The organism is Ruegeria sp. AL11 (genome assembly GCF_056540865.1).
Genome location: NZ_JBQFXO010000008.1, coordinates 168781 through 189929, shown reverse-complemented (window position 1 = coordinate 189929; position 21149 = coordinate 168781). Strand labels below are relative to the sequence as shown.

Below are 21149 nucleotides of genomic sequence, written 5' to 3'. Positions count from 1 at the left end.
AGTTGAATCGCGTCAGTAAATGGCTTGCCGTGGCTGGCGCAATAATTCTTCTGGCTTCAGATTGTAGAGAATTCGGAAACCATCGAAGAGCGCTTTTTATTCCCGGAAATCCACGGTCCAAAGCTCGCGTGTGGTGTTTTTTTTGGCATTATGAGGCCCCTACACCATAATGCTGGGGATTGCGCGCAGCACAGGCCGTAAAATTCAGCGCACACGCATCACTTTCGTTTGGCAATCCCTACAGCGGGACTTAAACTCAAATCGGTTTATTTATGGATGGTTCTACTGTGAGTATTTCTGCCAGGGACGGCGACATCGCAATCGTTGGCATGGCCGCGCATTTGCCCGGTTCGTCTTCGATTGAAGCATATTGGTCCAACCTGTGCGAGGGGGTGGAATCTATCCACCAGCTCAGCAGGGAACAGCTCATTGCGAACGGTGAGACTCCACATTTGCTTGAGCGGCCTGACTATGTGCCGTTTGCCGCGCCGCTGGATCGCTTCGAGGAATTTGACGCCGAGTTTTTCGGTCTTTCCCCAAAAGAAGCCGCCATCATGGACCCGCAACACCGCCAGTTTCTAGAGGTGGCTTGGAAAGCGCTGGAAAACGCTGGCCATCCGCCTGAAAACTTTCCCGGACCTATCGGCGTGTTCGCAGGCTGCGGCATGGGCAGCTATTTTTATTTCAATGTCTGCTCGAACCGGGATCTGGTCGACGACGTGGGCATGTTCTTGTTGCGCCATACCGGTAATGACAAGGATTTCCTGTCGACCCGGCTGAGCCATATCCTCGACCTCAAGGGCCCGAGCGTGAACGTGCAGACCGCTTGTTCGACCTCGCTGGTCGCAACGCATTATGCAACGCAGGCTCTGTTGACCGGTGAGTGCGATATGGCAATTGCCGGGGGCGTCACGATCGAGCTCCCTCACAATAGGGGTTATGTTTATAAAGAGGGCGAGGTTCTCTCACCCGATGGCCATTGCCACGCCTTCGATCATCGCGCGCAAGGCACTGTTTTTGGCTCGGGTGCTGGCGCTGTCATTTTGCGGCGTCTGTCTGATGCGATCGAGGATGGCGACCATATCTGGGGCGTGATCCGCGGTACGGCGATCAACAATGATGGCGCGGCCAAAGCCGGGTACTTGGCGCCATCTGTGGATGGTCAAGCCGCCGCGATTTCCGAGGCCCATGTGATGGCCGATGTTCAAGCCGATACAGTGGACTACATCGAATGCCACGGCACCGGCACCTATCTGGGGGATCCGATCGAAGTGGCCGCGCTGACACAGGCGTTTTCGGAAACCACACAGGAAACGGGCTTCTGCCGGCTGGGCTCGGTCAAAACCAATATCGGCCATCTCGATACCGCCGCCGGGGTGGCGAGCCTGATCAAGACCTCGCTGGCCCTGCATCACAAGCAGATCCCGCCCAGCTTGGGCTACGAGAAACCCAACCCGGCGATCGATTTCGAGAACAGCCCGTTCCGGGTGAATGACACTCTAACCGATTGGGTTTCGTACAAGGGCCCGCGCCGAGCCGGGGTGAATTCTCTGGGCGTCGGCGGCACAAATGCTCATGCCATTCTGGAGGAAGCGCCTGAGCGAGCCGCATCCGAACCGTCGGATTGGCCGTTTCAAATCCTCACGGTTTCGGCGCGGGGCAAGAAAGCGCTGGATGCCAACAGCGCAGCATTGGCCGCGCATCTGCGGGCCAATCCTGAACAAGATTTGGCCGATATCGCCTGGACGCTGAAAGACGGAAGACGTGGGTTTGAAAAGCGGCGCGTCATCGTCGCCGAAACCCATGAAGAAGCCGCCGCGATCCTTGAGGAAAACGATCCGCGTCGGGTTTTCACCCATACGGTGATCTCGGACGCGCCTGAGCATGTCTTTATGTTCCCCGGCGGAGGCGCTCAGTACGCCGGTATGGCGCGCGACCTCTATGAGACCGAGCCGGTCTTTGCCGATTGGATGGATCGGGGTCTGGATATTCTGCAGGCCAAGCTCGACTATGATATCCGCGCGATCTGGCTGCCCGAACCGGGCCAGGAAGAGGCTGCGGATGAGCGGTTGAAGACACCTTCGGTACAACTGCCGCTGATCATGATCACCGAATATGCGCTGGCGCAGCTTTGGATGGAATGGGGTGTTCAGCCCACCGCTCTGGTCGGCCATTCGATGGGCGAAAACACCGCCGCTTGTGTGGCCGGTGTGATGTCGTTTGAGGATTGCATCGGTCTGGTTCATCTGCGCGGGCGGCTGTTTGATACGGTTCCGGCCGGTGGCATGCTGAGCGTCCCCCTGCCCGCCGACGATTTGCGGCCACTACTGGGGGATGACCTCGATCTGGGCGCCGTGAACGCCCCCAGCCTGAGCGTAGCAACCGGACCTCAGGCGGCGCTGGACGATCTAGAGGAGCGCCTGCGCAATCAGGGCGTAGACTGTCAACGCATCCCGATCGATATCGCCGCGCATTCGCGGATGCTGGAGCCGATCCTGCAGGAATTCGGCGACTATCTGCGCTCGATCGAATTGAAGGCACCGCAGATCCCGTTCCCCTCGAACCGCAGCGGTGACTGGATCACCGAGGCTGAGGCGACCGATCCCGAATACTGGGTCAGCCATCTGCGCAACACCGTTCATTTCGCCGATTGCATCACCACGCTATCCGAGAACCCAGAGCGTATCTTCATTGAGGTCGGCCCAGGCAAGGCGCTGGCCTCTCTGACCGGACAGCATGACAAGGTCGACGCCAATCAGGTGATCAGCAGCCTGCGTCATCCAAATGATGATGTGGCTGACGATGCTTATTTCATGGCCATGCTGGGCCGGATCTGGGCTTTGGGCGGCGCGTTCGACTGGGAACAGATCTGGGGCGAGGCGCGGCGCAACCGCGTGCCTCTGCCCACCTATGCCTTCCAGCGCTCGCCCTATTTCATCGAACCCGGCACGACACAGACCGAGACAGCCAGCCAATGGCTGATGCGCACCGAAGACCCCGCCGATTGGGGCTATCGCGTGGCCTGGACACCGAAATACGCAGCCTGCGATGTCGATGTCACCGGCGATCTGTCGGATGCGGCACAGGAAAGCTGGCTGATCTTTGCGGATGAGGCTGGGCTGTGTACCAACCTGACCGAGCGCCTGCGGCAAGCCGGTCAAAAGGTTGTCACGGTCACGCCCGGCGATGCCTTTGCCCGCATCAGTGACGATCACTATCAGCTGGCCCCCGAACGCGGGCGCGAAAGCTATGACGCGCTGATCCGTGATCTCGTCGCGCAGGAACACCTCCCAACCCGAATTGTGCATGGCTGGCTGCTGACACAGGCCGAGACCTTCCGCCCCGGCGGTAGTTTCTTCCATCGCAATCTGGAACAGGGCTTTTACAGCTTGTTCTTCCTGGCGCAGGCCATTGGGGACGAAGATCTGCCGATGCCCCTGCACCTTCATGTCCTCAGCTCGGGCGCGCTGCAGGTGAGGGATGAAGCCCTGCCCTATCCCGAGAAAGCCACGGTCACCGGCCCGACCCGCGTGATCCCGCGCGAATTCCCCGGCCTGACCTGTGCGCTGCTGGATATCGATCTGCCGCAGAACGCTGGCAGGCGCCGGCCCCCTGCCCTACCCGACAGCCTGACCGATCAGGTGATGGAAGACCTGCTGGCTCCGCCCGCTTCGTTTACAGCGGCGATCCGCGCGGGCAAGCGTTTTGAACAAGGTTATCGCCCGCAGGCTCTCACGGAACCGTCTCTGGACGATCTGCCCCTGCGCGACGGCGGCACCTATCTGATCACCGGCGGTTTTGGCGGCATTGGCCTGACACTGGCCGAGGCGCTGATTGCCAAGGTGAATGCCAATATCGTCCTGCTCGCGCGTGGAGACCTACCGCCGCGGGATCAGTGGGAAACCGTGCTGAATAACTCTGCCCCGCAGGACAAGACGGCCCGCCGTATCCGGGCCATCGAAAAGCTAGAAGCCGCAGGCGGCAAAGCGCTGCCGATGTCTGTCGACGTCAGCAATGTTGAAGAGATGCGCCGTTGTGTCGAAAGCGCCACGCAGGAATTCGGCCAGATCAACGGCGTAATCCATGCGGCTGGCCTGATCGACGATGCACCTATCATGACCAAGACTATGATGGAGATCGAGGATGTCTTTACTCCCAAGATCCATGGCACGCAGGTAATTGACCAAATTTTCCCGGACGGATCGCTAGATTGGCTGGTTCTGTTCTCGTCCAGTTCGACCGCAACGGCACCTGTAGGTCAGGTCGACTATGTGGCCGCCAATGACTACCTGAACGCCTATGCCCGCGCCCGTACAGGCGACAAAACGCAGGTTGTTTCGGTCAACTGGGGTATATGGGCCGATGTGGGCATGGCCGCCGATGCAATGGAGGCTCGGACAGGCACTGCAGAGCCCGCGCCCGTAACCTCCGCAGACGTTCCGATGCTGGATCAGGCAAGCTTTGATGACGCGGGCAACCGGCTGCTGAGTGCGACTTACAACGCCCATGACCGCTGGTTCCTGAACGATCACCGGACCAAGGCCGGTCATGCTCTGGTCCCTGGCACCGGCTATCTGGAACTGGCGTCCGAGGCTCTGCGAGTACAAGGCGAAACCGGTCCGTTTGAAATTCGCGATCTGTATTTCCTCCGCCCCCTTGCAGTCTCGGACAGTGAAGATCAGCAGGTCCGTCTGCGCCTGCCACGCAGCGATGTGGGCTATGACCTAACGGTTGAGAGCGGGTCGGATGATGCATTTGAACTGAACGCCCAAGCCAGCCTGTCTCTGTTGCCGCTGATCGCGCCTGCACCGCTGGATGTGGCGGCCATCGCTGCCCGTTGCGGCCCGGCCCATCAGGCCGAAGGCGCGGGCCGCCTGCGATCCCCGCAGGAGGCACATCTGAATTTCGGCCCGCGCTGGCGCGTGCTGACCTCAACTGCACTGGGGCAGGATGAGGGCCTGGCTCATCTGGCGCTGCCTGAGGGACTGCAAACGGATATACAATCGGGCTACCACCTGCATCCGGCTCTGATGGATCTAGCTACGGGCTGGGCGATGGAGCTGATCTCAGGATATCAGGCCTCGCACCTTTGGGTGCCGGTCTCCTACCGCTCGGTCCGCGTTTATGCACCACTGCCCGCGCAGATTGTCAGTTGGGTCCGCAACGCAGGCGAAAACCGCGCCGAGGGCGAGGCCGCCAGTTTCGATGTCACCATCGCAGCCCCGGACGGCACGATCTGCATCGAGGTAGAGGGTTTCTCGATCCGCCGGATGGAAGATGCGGTGGATTTTGCCTTCACCGAAAGCGCCCCAGCAATCACCTCTGAGGTCGACGCCCTCGCGCCCCTGTCCCCAGCCGAGGAGCGGCTGCGTCACAATCTGTCTCAGGGTATTCCGGCGACAGAAGGGGCGGACCTGTTCTTCAAGGCACTGGCCAGCGGGCAGTCGCAGCTCATTCTGTCCTCGCTGGATCTGGAGGGACTGATCGCGCAGGCCGCCGACAGCGGCGCATCCACCGAAAGCTCGGATCAGAAGTTCCAACGCCCCGAGTTGGATTCGGATTACGTCGCCCCGGAAAATGACATCGAACGCCGCCTCGCCGGGTTCTGGCAGGAACTACTGGGTGTTGATGAGATCGGTGTCGAGGACAGTTTCTTCGATCTGGGTGGGCATTCCCTAATCGCGGTGCGCCTGTTTGCGCAAATCCGCAAGGCCTATAACGTGGACTTCCCGATCTCGGTCCTGTTCGAGGCCCCGACCATCCGCAAATGCGCAGACCTGATCGCCGCCCGCGGCGTGCCGAAAGATGGCGACGAAGTGGACGCACCAGCAGCGGCCCCGGCGACACCGGAACGTCGCTTTACCCATCTGGTGCCGATGCATTCCGGTGAGGGTGGACCGAAAACGCCGTTCTTCCTGGTGGCGGGCATGTTCGGGAATGTGCTGAACCTGCGCCATCTGGCGCATTTGGTGGGCACCGACCGACCATTCTACGGCCTGCAGGCGCGCGGTCTGTATGGTGATGAGGAACCGCACCGGGATCTGTGCGAGGCCGCCAAGGACTACATCGCCGAAATGCGGCAGGTGCAGCCCTCGGGGCCGTACATGCTGGGCGGTTTCTCGGGTGGCGGTATCGCGGCTTATGAGATCGCCCGTCAGTTGACTGAAGCCGGGGAAGAGATCGCGGCGCTGGTCATGCTTGATACGCCCCTACCGGTACGGCACCCGCTTAGCAAAGCGGATCGTTTGAAGATTCAGCTGCAGGAGATGCGGAACAAGGGCGCAAGCTACCCCATTCAATGGGCCAAGAACCGGATCGCCTGGGAAATCCAAAAACGCCAACCCAAGGAAGAAACAGCCGAGACCGGCCAGCAGTTCCACGACACCGAGATCGAGGCCGCATTTTTGGAAAGCGTCAACAGCTATCCCTTGCACCCATGGGATGGCCCCCTGACCCTGTTCCGGCCGCCTTTGGTCGGGAAATGGGAACTGGGGCCTGGGAAACTGGTTCACCAAGAACGCTACTATCTATCTCATGACAACGACTGGACACCCTGGGCCCCAAGTATCGAGGTGTTCGAGGTGCCCGGAGATCATGACTCGATGGTGCTGGAACCGAATGTGCGGGTGCTGGCAGCTCAGATGAAAACCTGCCTTGAAAACGCAGAACGCCAAGTATTGCACTACAGACGCACTCTGCAAGAGGCAGCGGAATAGCCATGTCTGATCCTGTACTCCTTACCATTATTCTTAACTACAAAACCGCGGACATGACGTTGCGCTCGGTAGAGGCCGCTCGGAAGGCCATGGAAGGAATCGCAGGAGAAATCATCGTTGTAGACAACGACTCGCAGGATGGATCCTTTGAGGCCATCTCGAAGCGCGTTCAAGAACAAGGTTGGGATCAGGGCAGTCGCGTTCGGACCATCCAGTCTGGGCACAATGGTGGCTTCGGTGCTGGCAATAATGTAGGCATTCGCGCGGGCCTTTCGGACGGAACACGGCCGGACTTCGTCTACATCCTGAATTCCGACGCCTTCCCTGCTCCGGACGCCGTCCGCATATTGATGGAGCATCTGGAAACCACGCCCGAAGCTGGTTTTGCAGGCAGCTATATCTTCGGCGATGACGACGAGCCGCACCTGACAAGCTTCCGCTTTCCTTCTGTCGCAAGCGAATTTGAAAGCAGCATCAACTTTGGCCCTGTCACTCGGTTGTTCAAGAACCGGATCGTGCCCATTCCTATCCCGACCGAGACCCGGCCCGTTGATTGGTTGGCCGGGGCCAGCCTGATGATGCGGCAGGACGTGCTGGATGAGATCGGCCTCTTTGATGAAACGTTTTTCCTGTATTTCGAGGAAACCGATCTCTGCCTGCGGGCCGCGCGCGCCGGGTATCGCACCGATTACGTGCGTACCAGCGCTGTGATGCACATCGGTTCAGTAACCACGGGTATGAAAAGCTGGAATCGGGTGCCAACCTATTGGTTTGACTCCCGTCTTCATTACTTCGTCAAAAACCATGGCGCAATTTATGCCGCCTGCGCCACCTGTGTGCATTTGACAGGTGGCTTTTTGCACTGGCTGCGATGCTTAGTAACACGCAGGCAAAGCGGTGTGCCGCCCCATTTTTTGCGAACTCTTGCTTGGCATGACTTGTCCGCATTCATGCGCGCGCCTTGGCGCAAACGCAGTTCGGAACAACAAACCAGGCCTGTTATTGGAGAATAAAGATGCCTTTCAGCACTTTTCTTGTCGGCCATGAATCCCTTGTCATTCAGTGCGGGGAATTACTGCTAGAGGCGGGGCACGAAATTCAAGGTCTGGCCACACGCAATCCGGATGTGGAGGCCTGGGCCAAGTCTCACGACCTACCTCTATTTGCACCCGGTCCCGATTTGTCGGATCGGCTGGAAGGCGTATCATTTGATTGGCTGCTCAGCATCGCAAATCTCGAACTGCTGCCACAATCGCTGCTGAACAACGCACGCAAAGGGGCCGTCAATTTCCACGATGGCCCCCTACCGCGCTATGCAGGGTTAAACGCGCCGGTATGGGCCATTCTCAATGGGGAAACGCAACACGGGATCACCTGGCACATGATCTCCGGCGGTGTGGACGAAGGCGGAATCGTTGCTCAAAACCTATTTGACATCAGTGACAACGAAACTGCTCTGACCCTGAACACCAAATGCTACGGCGCAGCCATCGATAGCTTCAGCGATGTCATCCGGGCGCTTGAAACGGATCAGCCCACGACCCCGCAAGACCTGTCGCAGCGCAGCTATTTTTCAAAGAACGACCGCCCCGAGGCAGCCGCTCGGCTGGATTTTACAAAACCGGCGCATGAAGTGGCCGCTTTGGTGCGCGCCTTGGATCACGGTGACTATTGGAACCCCTTATGCCGCCCCAAGATTCAGCGGGATGACCAACTCTGGCTCGTCGGCGCGGCTAAGGTGAGTGATCAGCCATCCAATGCCGAGCCGGGCACCATTCTGTCGAGCAACGCCGATAGTTTGACCGTTGCAACGAGTGACGGCGCTATTGAGATCAGCGATCTGCGAAATGGTATTGGTGCGTCTGTGGCGACTGATGGCGTTTTGAACGGCGGCAGCGCTTTGCCCCCGTTAACCGCAGAACAGGCGACAGCGATCAGTCAGTCAATTGCTGACACGCTGAAATCGGAACCACAATGGCGCACACGTCTTGAAGCGCTGCAAGAGAGTGACATTCCGCTGATAAATTCAGCTATGCCATCTGGCGCGCCTCGGTCACAAACACTGCACGTGCCAGATGGGCTTGCTGATGCGACGGCCAAGGCTGCGTTTGCCGCCTTGATGGCGCGCCTTGTGGACGCATTCACCCTTGATCTGGCGTTCCGCCTGAACAACGTGTCGTCCCCGTATCTCAACGACTGGGTTCCGGTCCGCTTTTCTGCGGATCAGACATTCTCAGCGGCGCATAAGGAGTTTGAACAAACCATTGCACAGGCCCAGGCGATTGGTCCGTTCGCCTATGATCTGCCGGCGCGTCTGCCAGGTGCGGCGGCCCTGCAAACGCCTGTGATTGGTTTGTCTGATGACGTATCGGAAGGTCTTGTTGCAGGCACCAGCCTGACGCTGGCCACTTCTGGTCGAGAGGCGACGCTGTTTGCCGACAGCGGACATGTCTCTGAAGCTTCACTCCGCTTGTTTGCTGCACGGGTCGAGAGCCTGTTTGTGTCGCTGACAGATCAAGCCAACGCGGATCTACCGATCGCTGAACTTCCCATTCTCCCCGAAACGGAACGCACACAAGTCCTGCAGGACTGGAACAAGACTTCCGTCGCCTATGATGAGGTCAGCTGCGTTCATGAGCAGTTCGAAGCCCAGGTCGCACGCACCCCTGATGCCCCGGCGCTGGTCTTCGAGAACCTTAGCTTCTCATATACCGAACTGAACGCTCTGGCCAATCAGGTTGCGCATGTTTTGCGTGAGATGGGTGTAGGCCCCGATACGCTGGTGGGTTTGCATGTCAAACGATCCCCGCTGTTGCTGATCGGGGCGCTGGGGATCCTGAAGGCGGGCGGAGCTTATGTGCCGATGGACCCGGCCTATCCTGCGGACCGGACGGCGCTGTATCTTGAGGATAGCGGCGCAAAGGTGGTGCTGACGGAATCCGCACTGGCCGCAAGCCTGCCCGATCATGGCGCGCAGGCCTTGCTGCTGGACACGGACCCACGGCTGGGAACGGCTGCGACGGACAATGTCGACAGCGGCGTGCGTTCGGAGAACCTCGCCTACATGATCTACACCTCCGGCTCGACCGGACGCCCCAAGGGGGTCATGGTTGAACATCGCAACGTGTCGAACTTTTTCACCGGCATGGACGATCGCATCAGTCATGATCCGGCTGGGGTCTGGCTAGCGGTGACCAGCCTGTCCTTCGATATTTCGGTGCTAGAGCTGTTCTGGACGCTGGCGCGCGGCTTCAAGATCGTTCTTAGCGATGACGAAAACCGCGCGTTGGTCGCAGGTGATGCGACCGCCGGAAAATCCATCACTGGCAAGGGGATGGAGTTCAGCCTGTTCTACTGGGGCAACGACGATGGCGTCGGGCGCGACAAGTACAAACTGCTGCTTGAGGGTGCGAAGTTCGGGGATCAGAACGGCTTCTGCGCTGTCTGGACGCCCGAGCGTCATTTCCATGCCTTCGGTGGCCCCTACCCCAACCCGTCCGTTACAGGCGCAGCCGTTGCCGCCGTAACCGAGAATATCGGCGTCCGCGCAGGCAGCTGCGTCGCACCTCTGCATCATACCGCGCGCATTGCCGAAGAATGGGCTGTGATCGACAACCTGACCAACGGGCGCGCGGGACTTGCCATCGCCTCTGGCTGGCAGCCCGATGATTTCGTCCTGCGGCCCGAGAACACGCCGCCGGAAAACAAACCCGCGATGCTCGAAGCGATCAGCACCTTGCGCCAACTTTGGGTTGGTGAAACGGTGGAATTTCCCACCAAGTCCGGAGATATGCACGGGGTGGTTACGCAGCCGCGCCCGGTATCGAAGAAACTGCCTGTCTGGGTCACCACTGCGGGCAACCCGGACACCTGGCGCGAAGCCGGGGCCATCGGGGCCAACGTGCTGACTCACCTTCTGGGGCAGAGCGTGCAAGAGGTGGCCGACAAAATCGGTATCTACCACGCTGCGTTGCGCGAAGCGGGGTATGATCCCGATGATCATACGGTCACCCTGATGCTTCACACCTATGTTGGGCAGGACCGCGAAGAAGTGCGCGAGGTCGCGCGCGAGCCGATGAAGGATTACCTACGCTCGGCGGCCGGTCTGATCAAGCAATATGCCTGGGCCTTCCCAGCCTTCAAGAAACCCAAAGGTGTCTCGAACCCGTTCCAACTGGATCTTGGCAGCCTGTCTGATGAGGAGCTCGAAGGCATCCTCGATTTCGCCTTCCTGCGCTATTTCGAGGATTCCGGCCTGTTTGGCACCGTCGAAGACTGCCTGAACCGGGTCGAAGAACTGAAACGCATCGGTGTCGATGAGATTGCCTGCCTGATCGACTATGGCATATCTGTCGATCAGGTGATGGAGGGTCTGAAGCCTCTGGCCGAGGTGCTGCGCCTGTCCAATCAGGATACAGAACTGGCCGAGGATGACTATTCCATCGCCGCTCAGATCATCCGTCACAAAGTCAGCCATCTGCAATGTACCCCCAGCATGGCCCAGATGATCCTGATGAGCGATGAGGCACGGTTTGCCCTGTCCAAGGTCAAACACATGTTGATCGGCGGCGAGGCCCTGCCCGGCTCGCTGGTCAAACAGATCAACAAGCTGTCGCCTGCGCATATCGAAAACATGTACGGGCCGACGGAAACAACGATCTGGTCAACGACCGAAACCGCCGCTTCTGCCGAAGGCGTGATCAATGTCGGCACGCCCATCGCCAACACGCAGGTTTATGTATTGGACGATGACAGAAACCCCGTTCCCATCGGCGTAGCCGGAGAGCTGTATATCGGCGGCGCCGGTGTCACCCGTGGATATTGGCAGCGTGAAGATCTGACAGCCGAACGGTTCGTCCCCGATCCGTTTTCGGATACGCCCGGGGCACGGCTCTATCGGACCGGAGATCTGGTGCGCTGGCGGACGGACGGGCGGCTCGATTTCCTGGGCCGGGCCGATCATCAGATCAAACTGCGCGGCTACCGGATCGAACTGGGCGAGATCGAAAGTCTGATCGACGCGCAAGCCGGCGTGCGCCAGTCGGTTGTCATCGCGCGAGAGGACACGCCCAACTTAGTGCAACTCGCGGCTTACATGACCGTCGATCAAACTGTTGATGAAAAGGCATTGCGGCAGGCACTGGCAGCGCAACTGCCAGACTACATGGTGCCCACGCATTTCGTGACGCTTGAGAGCTTCCCGCTGACACCGAACCGCAAGGTTGATCGAAAGGCCCTGCCTGCCCCGTCAGTGCAGAAGCCCCGCGTTGCGCCGCCAGTCACAGCCAAATCCGAGGCTGCCGTCAGCGACTCTGGCAGCACAGGCGGGTCGGCGTCACAACAGATTGCGGCGATTTGGTCCCGTATACTAGGGGTTGCCGAGATTAGCGGGCGGGACAATTTCTTTGAATTGGGCGGACACTCGCTTCTGGCCGTGCAAGCCCATCGCGACATACGCAAGGAATTAAATGTCCCTAGCCTGAGCATCACGGACATATTCCGGTTTCCAACCCTCGCAGCTTTAGCCGAAACAGTGGACAAGAAAACTGGCGGAACCAAACCAGAAGCAGAACCTGCACCGCATGCCTCGGAAAAAGCCAGTACCCGCAGCGACGCCATGGCGCGGCGGCGCGAGATGCGGGCGCGCAGACGCTCGGCGTGACGCTCAACTAAGATGGCTATATGGCGCAGCAAAACATAGGGTCGCGACCGTGATAGCGACACATAGCATCAGAGATGAATCGTGCTGAAACGCTTTGTTCCCGGGAGTGTGCTGGTGGCAGTGGCGGCCATCGCTGGTATGCTGCGGCTGAGGGGCACGCAGCCAATCGACGACGCAACGTTCAACGGCTTGTATAATCAGTCAGGACCGGCACCTGAAATACCGCAAATAGTGTTCCATCTGGGGCACAGTCTGGTCGGGCCGGACATGCCCGAGATGTTGAAACAACTGGCGGGTGACGCGCACGATTACAGCAGTCAAATTGGCTGGGGAACCCCGCTTAGGGCGCATTGGGAGCCGAACGAGACCATCAATGGTTTCGAACTTCACAACATCCCGCACGAGTTCAAAGACGCAAAAGAGGCTTTGTCGTCCGGCAGATACAATACGCTGGTCCTGACTGAGATGGTCGAAATTCGCGCCGCCATTAAGTATTTCGAAAGCACAAAGTACCTGCACAAGTGGATTCAGCTTGGACGGCGCGCAAACCCTGAGATAAAGATCTTTTTGTATGAGACCTGGCATCAGCTGGACGATCCGGAAGGCTGGCTAAACCGGATCGACACGGACCTGGATCGCTATTGGGAACGAGGCATTCTGCGTCGCGCCCTGTCTTTCGAAGACACTCCCAGCCCGGTCTACATCATCCCGGCTGGGCAGGTCATGGCCCGTTTTGTCCGCGAGATTGAACGCCGTGGTGGCGTTGGACCGATTGCAGCCAGAGGCGATCTGTTTACTGATGAAATCCACTTGAATGACTATGGCACCTATCTCGTAGCTCTGACCCACTACGCGGTACTGTACCAGACTTCTCCTGTGGGACTACGCCATGCGTTGACTAAGTCGGATGGCAGTTTCGCAGCGGACCCGGGACCCGAGTCTGCGCTGCTGATGCAGGAAACAGTTTGGGATGTCGTGAAAAACTACCGCCCTTCAGGGCTGGGTCTGTCCTGAGTCCATTTGTTGCGCAACATTCGCGCCACAAAAGCTCGATTGCGCTTCGTAATCGTGAGGACAAAGATATCGGCGCCATGATATGACTGGCTGAACCCTGTAAACTCCACGGCCGGATCGATGCCTAACACGTTCGCTTATTTGATGCTTGCGCTCTGGCCGGTTGTCATGATCGTGCTTTTCAAAAAGCTGCCGCCTGCGCGGGCGTTTTGTATCTCGATTTTGGCGGCTTACACGATTTTACCAACGGCAACATATTTTGACTTGCCGCTTGTCCCAACGCTGGACAAATACACCATTCCCAGCATTGTCGCACTATTGCTTTGCCTGACGATGGTCGACCAGAAAATAAAGCTCTTTCCTGACTCGCCTATCGTTTCGGTCTTAATGATTGGCTACATCTTCAGCCCATTTGTGACTTTTTCGAACAATCTGGAACCAATCTTCGCGGGCACCTTGTACTTCCCCGGATTGACGCTCCGAGATGCAATCTCAGAATCCCTCAAACACGTGATAACCCTGATCCCGTTTGTCTTGGGATTCAATTTGTTATCGACGCCGGACAACAAGCGAGAGTTCCTTAGACTTTATATGATGACGGGCCTGATCTATTCGATTCCGATTTTAATCGAAATCCGAATGAGCCCTCAGTTCAACAACTGGTTCTACGGCTTTTTCCCACAACTTTTCGCGCAACAAGTCAGGTTTGGCGGTTTCAGGCCCGTTGTGTTTCTTGGTCACGGTTTGGGCGTCGCCTTTCTGATTCTTATGTCGGTGCTCGCTACGGCTGCTCTTTTGCGCGGATCACTAGGACAAGACAGGGGAAATAAGTTCGCAATTCTAGCCTACCTGTCTCTTATCTTAGTACTGTGCAAAACCGTAGGAGCGGTTTTGTTCGCTGTTTTGTTTGCTCCCATCATCCTGTTCGCGCGCCCTAAGGCGCAGCGATGGGTCATGATGGTATGCGCGGTATTCGTGCTGACATACCCAGTCCTGCGCGCCGCAGATGCAATACCGGTTGAACGTTTGCTCAGCTATGCGGGCATGATCCAAGCCGAGCGGGCGCAATCCTTGGGCTTCAGGTTTGAGAACGAAGAACAACTGCTAGAACGCGCCTCGGAAAAACCTCTGACAGGCTGGGGTTATTGGAACCGGAACCGGAACTATGACCCCGAAACCGGGCGAATTCTGACAGTTCCTGATGGCTACTGGGTCCTCATCATCGGTGTTCTAGGGTGGTTCGGTTACATCTGTATTTTCGGGCTATTGACCTTTCCCCTGCTTCGGTTGTGGGCGCGACGAAAGGAGTGCACCGGTTCAGCGGATGAGTTTGTGACGCATGGCGTCGCAATCATGCTGAGCATCAACTTGCTAGAACTGATCCCCAACGCCACTATCAACAACCTCACCTGGCTTATGGCCGGACTATTAATGGCAAAAATTACTGATACCGTTCAGGAAAAAAATATCCAACCCACAGAGACCCGCCCAGAATTGGCCACCGGTCAACACCCTAAACATGTGCGCAAGCCCCGTGGTGAGCAAAAGAACAGCACAGCCGAATATCCTGAGTTTCATCGCAGGAAAAGACATCCACGAACTTCGCAGAGTTAACGATTCAGCACCTTTGCCGGAACACCAGCAACTGTTGAACCTGACGCGACATCCCGGGTCACAACACTGTTCGCCCCTACCGTTACATCATCGCCGATTTTAAGTGGACCGATGATTTTCGCGCCTGCCCCCAGATCCACATGTCCGCCAAGCTCAACCGTTGAAACCAGCGTGACTTGGTGAAAAATCATACAGTTTGGCCCAATGCGGGCAGTTGGGTGGATAATAATACCGGTCGGGTGCGGCAAGCGCAGGCCACCTTCGATATGGGTGTTCAGGTGGATTTCGGACTGTGTGATCACCGACCAGAACCTGTGAACCACAGTCCAATATTTGCTAAAAAGCGAGCCAAGAATCCCGCCACGTGCTTTGGCGGCCTGATACCGCCGTATCGCGCGCAGAAGTTTATAGCCTGGGTCCCAGAACTGTCGAACCTCTTCTCGCGACCAGTCCGGCACCGTGGCTGAGACGACTTGCGGCTGTTCTGTTGACGCTACCTGGAGGTTGCCTTGCATGAGCCTGACCTTTTGAACTGATGCGCATCCGTCCGGTGACACGAGGCGCGCATGTCGCTGTTCAGAAGCCTAGTCGCGCAAGACGCGGATAGACCCGGCGGTACACAACTGGTGGCAACCAGTTTTCCAATATCTCCTGCCGGCGCGATTGACGGTCGAACTGATCCTCGGTTCCCGGGCGGGGTTTGAAGATCGTCGAGTGTGCCTTGCGGCTAGGATCCCAGGTCGCCGTGTAATAATAAAGTGCGATCGACTGGCGGGGTTCACCTTTGGGATGGTTCACTTTTTCAGGATTGCCGTGGAATGTGTTGGACCCGGTTGAAAAGCAGCACATACGGTTGAACGTGGGCACGAAGCTTTTGATCTTCGTGCTCATATCATTGCTCCAGATCTCGAAGGAACCACCCCATTCTTCGCGCCAGTCATCATTGAGATAGATCAACACGTTCAACCGACGTTCAACTGACATTTGCTTGTGCAGATTGAAATCTGCGTGAATATCCAGATGGCCACCGTTGCTAACCCGATGGATGCCTGCGCCAATATAATACGGGTCTGGGATCAGACCCTTGATCCCGGTCATTCCCTCGAGAAACTGGATGAAGGGGCGCGAGTTGAAGGCATGAAACAACTCACGCGAATAGGTCGGTAAACGTTCGGGATTGTACTGGGTTTTCAGGTTCTCCTGCGCTCGCTGAAATGTGTCACTGTCTTCGTTTTCCTCAAGCGACATCAAATCCTTCTGAACTTTGCGCAAAACCTCTTCAGGCAGAAAATTGTCGATGCAAATATGATTATAGGGCTGACCGCTCTGATATTCTTCTGCAAAGGGCTCAGCAGCCGCGCGGGCACTTTCAGTGCTGATACTCAAACGTTCGGGATCAATTTGATAGATCGCCATCTTCTTTTCCTATTTTAACAATAACGAAACTCTAATTACCGGCCAGCCGCTGCTGTTACAGAGCAAGGTAGGGATCGAAGTCTTCTACCAGAAATATGAGGGGATGCCCCCTTATTCCGCAATGTGACATATCCATCCGACGCTGACAAATACATGATTTGGATCAATGACCCAGTCTCCGACTAAAAGTTTCGCATTGCGCGACAATTGAATGAAACACTCTAGAGCGCTGAAATCCCTGATTCCGTGCTAAGGAACATGGAGATAACGAACCATCTTGGGCCCAATTGCGATCTGTTACCTAATTTACAGTGGTGCAACCCTATTTCTGCCAATATTACTGGGTTAATCGTTTGTGAGTTCTTGTCCGTCGACTAAGAGTTATTCCTGTTTATGCCCAGTTTGTTCATTGTTGGTACTGGTTACGTCGCGGATTTGTATCTGCGCTCACTCAGGCTCTACCCAGAAATCGAAATCGCAGGATGTTTTGACCGTGACCCCAGTCGTCTAGCAGCATTTTGTGCGCATTGGTCTTTGCCGGCGATGGACAGCCTGTCTGCTTTGATGGAGCAAGGCGAACAGGGTGATGTGTTGCTGAACCTGACCAACCCGTCCTCGCATTACGAGGTTTCATCCGCAGCGCTGAAGGCCGGTTTTCACGTCTATTCTGAAAAACCACTGGCGATGCAAATGGAGCAGGCGCATGCACTGACCGAATTAGCAGAAAGCCTAAATTTGCGCTTGGCATCGGCACCCTGCAGTTTTTTGGGGGAAGCTCCGCAAACAATCTGGGCCGGGCTGCGCGCTGATTTGCTTGGACCCGTCCGGTTGATTTATGCCGAGATGGATGACGATTTCATTTCGCAGGCTCCCTACGGGAAGTGGATGTCCGAAAGTGGAGCTCCCTGGCCCGCGAAGGACGAATTTGAGACCGGATGCACGTTGGAACATGCCGGTTACTACCTTGCCTGGCTGCTACCGATGTTCGGGCCTATCAGAACCGTTGTGGCGGCCTCGGCCGGGTTGGCTGATGTTTCGGATGTCACGACAAATGCGGCACCGGACTTTTCCGTGGGAACGTTGTTTTTCGAGAGTGGAGTGGTCGCGCGACTGACATGCTCGATCTTGGCCGTGCACAACCACGAACTCAGGATCATAGGCGACAAGGGCGTGATCGAGATGGACGAATGCTGGAACAACTCCGCCCCTGTCCGCTTGAGGAAACGGTTCAATTTGCATCGGCGGCTAGTAAATGCGCCGGTGGCGCGGCGGCTCAAGCTCAAGGGCCCAACTCATGCCAAATTGGGTCGCAAGGGAGCCGCAACGATGAATTTTGCCCTGGGTGTTGTTGAACTGTTTGATGCCATCCTTGAAAATCGCCCCTGCCGGCTTTCCTCCGATCTATCGCTGCATATGAATGAGGTTACTCTGGCCCTGCAAAACGCGGGAGAGCACGCCGGGTCGGTCACAATGAAAACCCGCTTCGATCCAGTGGCCCCGATGCCCTGGGCCGAAAGTCTGGCAAGCTAAACTATGTACGATATCTCGGTCATTATTCCTGCCAATAACGAGGAGGCCTACATCGGTAACTGTCTTGAGGCCGTTTTGGCACAAGTGACTGAACAGGCAGCTGAAGTGATCGTATCGGCAAACGCCTGCACCGACGCAACGGCCGAAATCGCTATCAGCTATAGCCAACGTTTCGCTGACCGGGGCTGGCTTCTCACCGTACTGGACTCGGAAATCGGTGGAAAGCCGGGGGCGCTGAATAGAGCAGACGAAGTCGCGACCGGGGACATCAAGGTCTATCTAGATGCTGATGTCGTCATGTCTCCGCAGCTTCTGAACGAATTGGCGAAAGTGCTCAATCGTCCCGATCCCGCCTATGCCAGCGGAGCGCTGACCGTGACACGAGCCAAAAGCTGGATTACCCGCGCCTATGGGCGTATTTGGACCCGCCTTCCGTTCATGACAAACGGCGTGCCAGGGGCCGGTCTGTTTGCCGTCAACGCTGCGGGCCGCAAGCGTTGGGACCAGTTTCCTCAGATAATCTCCGACGACACCTTTGTGCGATTGCAGTTCACACCGAAAGAACGCTTGCCAGCGGAGGCGCCCTATTACTGGCCCCTGGTTGAAGGATTTACCGCGCTGGTGCGTGTGCGAAGGCGACAGGATGCGGGTGTGTCCGAACTTGCTCGGCTTTATCCTGGCATTTTGGACCGTGAGGGCAAGGACCGGTTGACAGCGGGCTATCTTGCGCGTCTCGCCCTGACTGACCCGGTCGGCTTCGGGGTCTATGTTGCAGTCAGCCTTGCGGTGCGCCGTCGGAACAGTGGCGAATGGAGCCGGGGCCGATGAAACCAAAACAAGCCCTTTCGCAAGCTTGGGATGTAATCATCATCGGCGCTGGCATGGGCGGCGGGCTGGCAGGACGTCGCCTGACCGAGCGCGGCCTGTCGGTTCTGTTTCTGGAAAAAGGCGTGGCTGGCTATCGCAATGAACGCCAATCCTATTCTGATGGTGGCGATCCACTGGCCCGGCGCTTGCGCGGTTACTGGCCCAAACCGGTTGAGGCGCATGACGGTTCGAAAGTCTCACACTATTTCGCTCCGCTAGGCAGTGGAGTTGGTGGATCTTCCGTCTTTTACGCTGCGGCGCTCGAGCGACCGGAACCACACGATCTGGACGCAATGCCCGGCTTGGACCACCCCACCGGTGGATGGCCTGTCGGGTTCCAGTCCTTTCTACCTTATTTCGATCAGGCAGAAGACATCCTTTATGTGCGCGGTGGCGTTGATCCCTTGTCGTCTGTCCCGTCTGTCAAACTGCATCCAGCACCCGAATTCACCACCGAAGAACAGGCGATGATCGAAGATTTTCGCGAGCGTGGGATGCACCCCTATTATTCGCACATTGCCCGGAAGGCTCTTGAAGGGTGCACCAATTGTCTTGCGGGCAAATGCCCGCGCGCCTGCAAGATGGACGGCCGCTCGGCCGGAGTCGAACCCGCTCTCGCCAGCGGCCAGGCCGCCTTGATCACGGAATGCGATGTCGAGGAGTTGTGCGAAGATCAACCCGGTCAGATCACCAGTGTACGCGTTCGTCATGAAGGTGAAAGCTATTTGCTGAGGGCTCGCACTTATGTTCTGGCCGCCGGTTCCTTTGGCTCGCCCACCCTTTTGTTACGCTCGACCGGACGCGATGCGGCGGGATGCGCCAATTCAAGTGATTGGGTCGGACGCGGCCTGATGTTTCACATCGATAACTTCTTTGCCGTCTGGCCCCGGCGCGGCGCAAAACCCATCGGCAACAGCCGGGCTGTGTCCACCCGAGATTTTTATGTCGTGAATGGCGAGCGTAACGGTCTTGTTCAATCTATGGGCTATGAAGCAAATTACGGCACTATCCTGCGGTTTTTGCTGATGCAATATGAACGCTCCCGCTTTGCCAAATACAAGAAATTGCGCCGTCTTTTGAACTTCCCCGCCTTGCTGGCGGAAAAACTGTTCGGAAATGCGGATGTCTTTGTTGCCCAGATGGAGGACTTTCCGGTTCGCGAAAATCGCGTGATACTGAACGCCAAAGACCCCGAGGTTTTCACTTTCGAATACAAGGTCGCGCGGGATGTGTTTACGCGACAGGTCGGTTTACGCCGTGCCATCCGTCGGGCGGTTGGCTGGTGGCGGATGATGTTTCTGTCCATCAAGCCCATCGTCAATGTTGGTCATCCGCTTGGCACGTTGCGCTTTGGAAATGATCCGGCAACATCGGTGCTAGACCCCGATTGCAAAGCCCATGACCTGCAAAACCTGTATGTAGCGGATGGGTCGTTCATGCCGACATCCATGGGAGTGAATCCTAGCCTGACAATCGCCGCGAATGCCTTGCGGGTGGCGGACATCATCGCGGACCGGGCCGAGCAGGCGAAACACAAAACGGAGGCTACATGACAGATACAAGCGACCGTATTCGCGAAGGAATTGCCGTTGTCACTGGCGCAGGTGCGGGGCTGGGCCGCGAGCTGAGCCGAAGGCTTGTTGCCGAAGACGTCCGCGTTGCTGGGATCGGGCGCAACCCTGACCCCTTGTCCGATCTTGCGGCCGAATTGGGCGACGCGTTCATGCCGGTCACCGCAGATGTCGCGGACCCAGAAGCCGTTGCGCATGCGTTCAAGGACATTGAGGCCGCTGCGGGGGTTCCCACTATCCTGATCAACAACGCCGCCGTCTATCCCCGCCGGGACCTTCTGGACGAGACACCTGAAAGCTTCATGCAATCGGTGAACATTAATCTCGGCGGTGTATTCTACTGCTGCCATGCAGTCCTGCCTGGAATGGTCGAGCGCGGATACGGGCGTATCGTCAACCTCAGCACCTTTGCACATATCGCACCTGCCCCAACAGCGGCGGCTTATTCTGTGACCAAAGGGGCAGCGCAGACTTTGACCAAGTCGCTCGTGGCCGATCTTTCGGATCGCTTCCCCGATATCGTCATCAACGACTGGATTCCCGGAGCACTTAAAACGCGCATGGGCATTCCCGACGGGATCGAACCGGCAGACGCGGCCAAATGGGGTGTCAGGCTCGCCCTGTGGCACGATCCCATGCTCACCGGACGACTGTTTGACCGGGATATCGAATTCCTCGAACCGATTTCATTAAAACGAAAAATTTTGAACAAGGTCACAGGCAAAAAGCGTGTACCCCTGCGCCTGTCATGACCTCTAA

11 protein-coding genes are annotated in these 21149 nt (G+C 57.3%); 9 read left to right on the top strand and 2 right to left on the bottom strand.

Annotated features, from left to right (window positions below):
• Positions 1–272: 272 nt before the first annotated feature.
• From ACR0IP_RS14485 to ACR0IP_RS14465, 5 genes are all read left to right on the top strand, one after another.
• Positions 273–6716, top strand: coding sequence for a type I polyketide synthase (locus ACR0IP_RS14485; RefSeq protein ID WP_480526321.1), 6444 nt, complete (start codon positions 273–275; stop codon positions 6714–6716).
• Positions 6717–6718: 2 nt separating this feature from the next.
• Positions 6719–7729, top strand: a complete 1011-nt coding sequence (locus tag ACR0IP_RS14480; RefSeq protein WP_480526319.1) for a glycosyltransferase family 2 protein — start codon at positions 6719–6721, stop codon at positions 7727–7729.
• A gap of 2 nt (positions 7730–7731) precedes the next feature.
• A complete protein-coding gene (locus ACR0IP_RS14475) occupies positions 7732–12378 on the top strand; it encodes a MupA/Atu3671 family FMN-dependent luciferase-like monooxygenase (RefSeq protein WP_480526317.1) in 4647 nt (1548 codons plus the stop codon).
• Positions 12379–12459: 81 nt separating this feature from the next.
• Positions 12460–13392 carry a hypothetical protein gene (locus ACR0IP_RS14470; RefSeq protein WP_480526315.1) on the top strand — a complete coding sequence of 311 codons (933 nt, stop codon included), beginning with the start codon at positions 12460–12462 and terminating at the stop codon, positions 13390–13392.
• Positions 13393–13512: 120 nt separating this feature from the next.
• Positions 13513–15006, top strand: coding sequence for an O-antigen ligase family protein (locus tag ACR0IP_RS14465; RefSeq protein WP_480526313.1), 1494 nt, complete (start codon positions 13513–13515; stop codon positions 15004–15006).
• On the opposite strand, the gene ACR0IP_RS14460 is transcribed toward ACR0IP_RS14465, so the two are convergent.
• Both ACR0IP_RS14460 and ACR0IP_RS14455 read right to left on the bottom strand, forming a co-directional pair.
• On the bottom strand, positions 15003–15521 hold the full coding sequence (locus ACR0IP_RS14460; RefSeq protein WP_480526312.1) for a serine O-acetyltransferase: 519 nt from the start codon (positions 15519–15521) through the stop codon (positions 15003–15005). The two genes, ACR0IP_RS14465 and ACR0IP_RS14460, sit on opposite strands and share 4 nt — an antisense overlap.
• Before the next feature lie 61 nt (positions 15522–15582).
• Positions 15583–16422, bottom strand: coding sequence for a 2OG-Fe(II) oxygenase (locus ACR0IP_RS14455; protein ID WP_480526310.1), 840 nt, complete (start codon positions 16420–16422; stop codon positions 15583–15585).
• 393 nt (positions 16423–16815) lie between these two features.
• Between ACR0IP_RS14455 and ACR0IP_RS14450 the strand changes: the two genes are divergently transcribed.
• The 4 genes from ACR0IP_RS14450 to ACR0IP_RS14435 are packed head-to-tail and all read left to right on the top strand — an operon-like array spanning position 16816 to position 21142.
• Entirely contained in the window at positions 16816–17952 is a 1137-nt protein-coding gene (locus ACR0IP_RS14450; RefSeq protein WP_480526308.1) for a Gfo/Idh/MocA family protein, read from the top strand.
• A gap of 3 nt (positions 17953–17955) precedes the next feature.
• Positions 17956–18780 carry a glycosyltransferase family 2 protein gene (locus ACR0IP_RS14445; protein WP_480526307.1) on the top strand — a complete coding sequence of 275 codons (825 nt, stop codon included), beginning with the start codon at positions 17956–17958 and terminating at the stop codon, positions 18778–18780.
• Positions 18777–20372, top strand: coding sequence for a GMC oxidoreductase (locus ACR0IP_RS14440; protein WP_480526306.1), 1596 nt, complete (start codon positions 18777–18779; stop codon positions 20370–20372). The genes ACR0IP_RS14445 and ACR0IP_RS14440 overlap by 4 nt, the downstream gene beginning before the upstream one ends.
• Entirely contained in the window at positions 20369–21142 is a 774-nt protein-coding gene (locus tag ACR0IP_RS14435; protein ID WP_425084697.1) for an SDR family oxidoreductase, read from the top strand. The genes ACR0IP_RS14440 and ACR0IP_RS14435 overlap by 4 nt, the downstream gene beginning before the upstream one ends.
• Positions 21143–21149 lie beyond the last annotated feature (7 nt).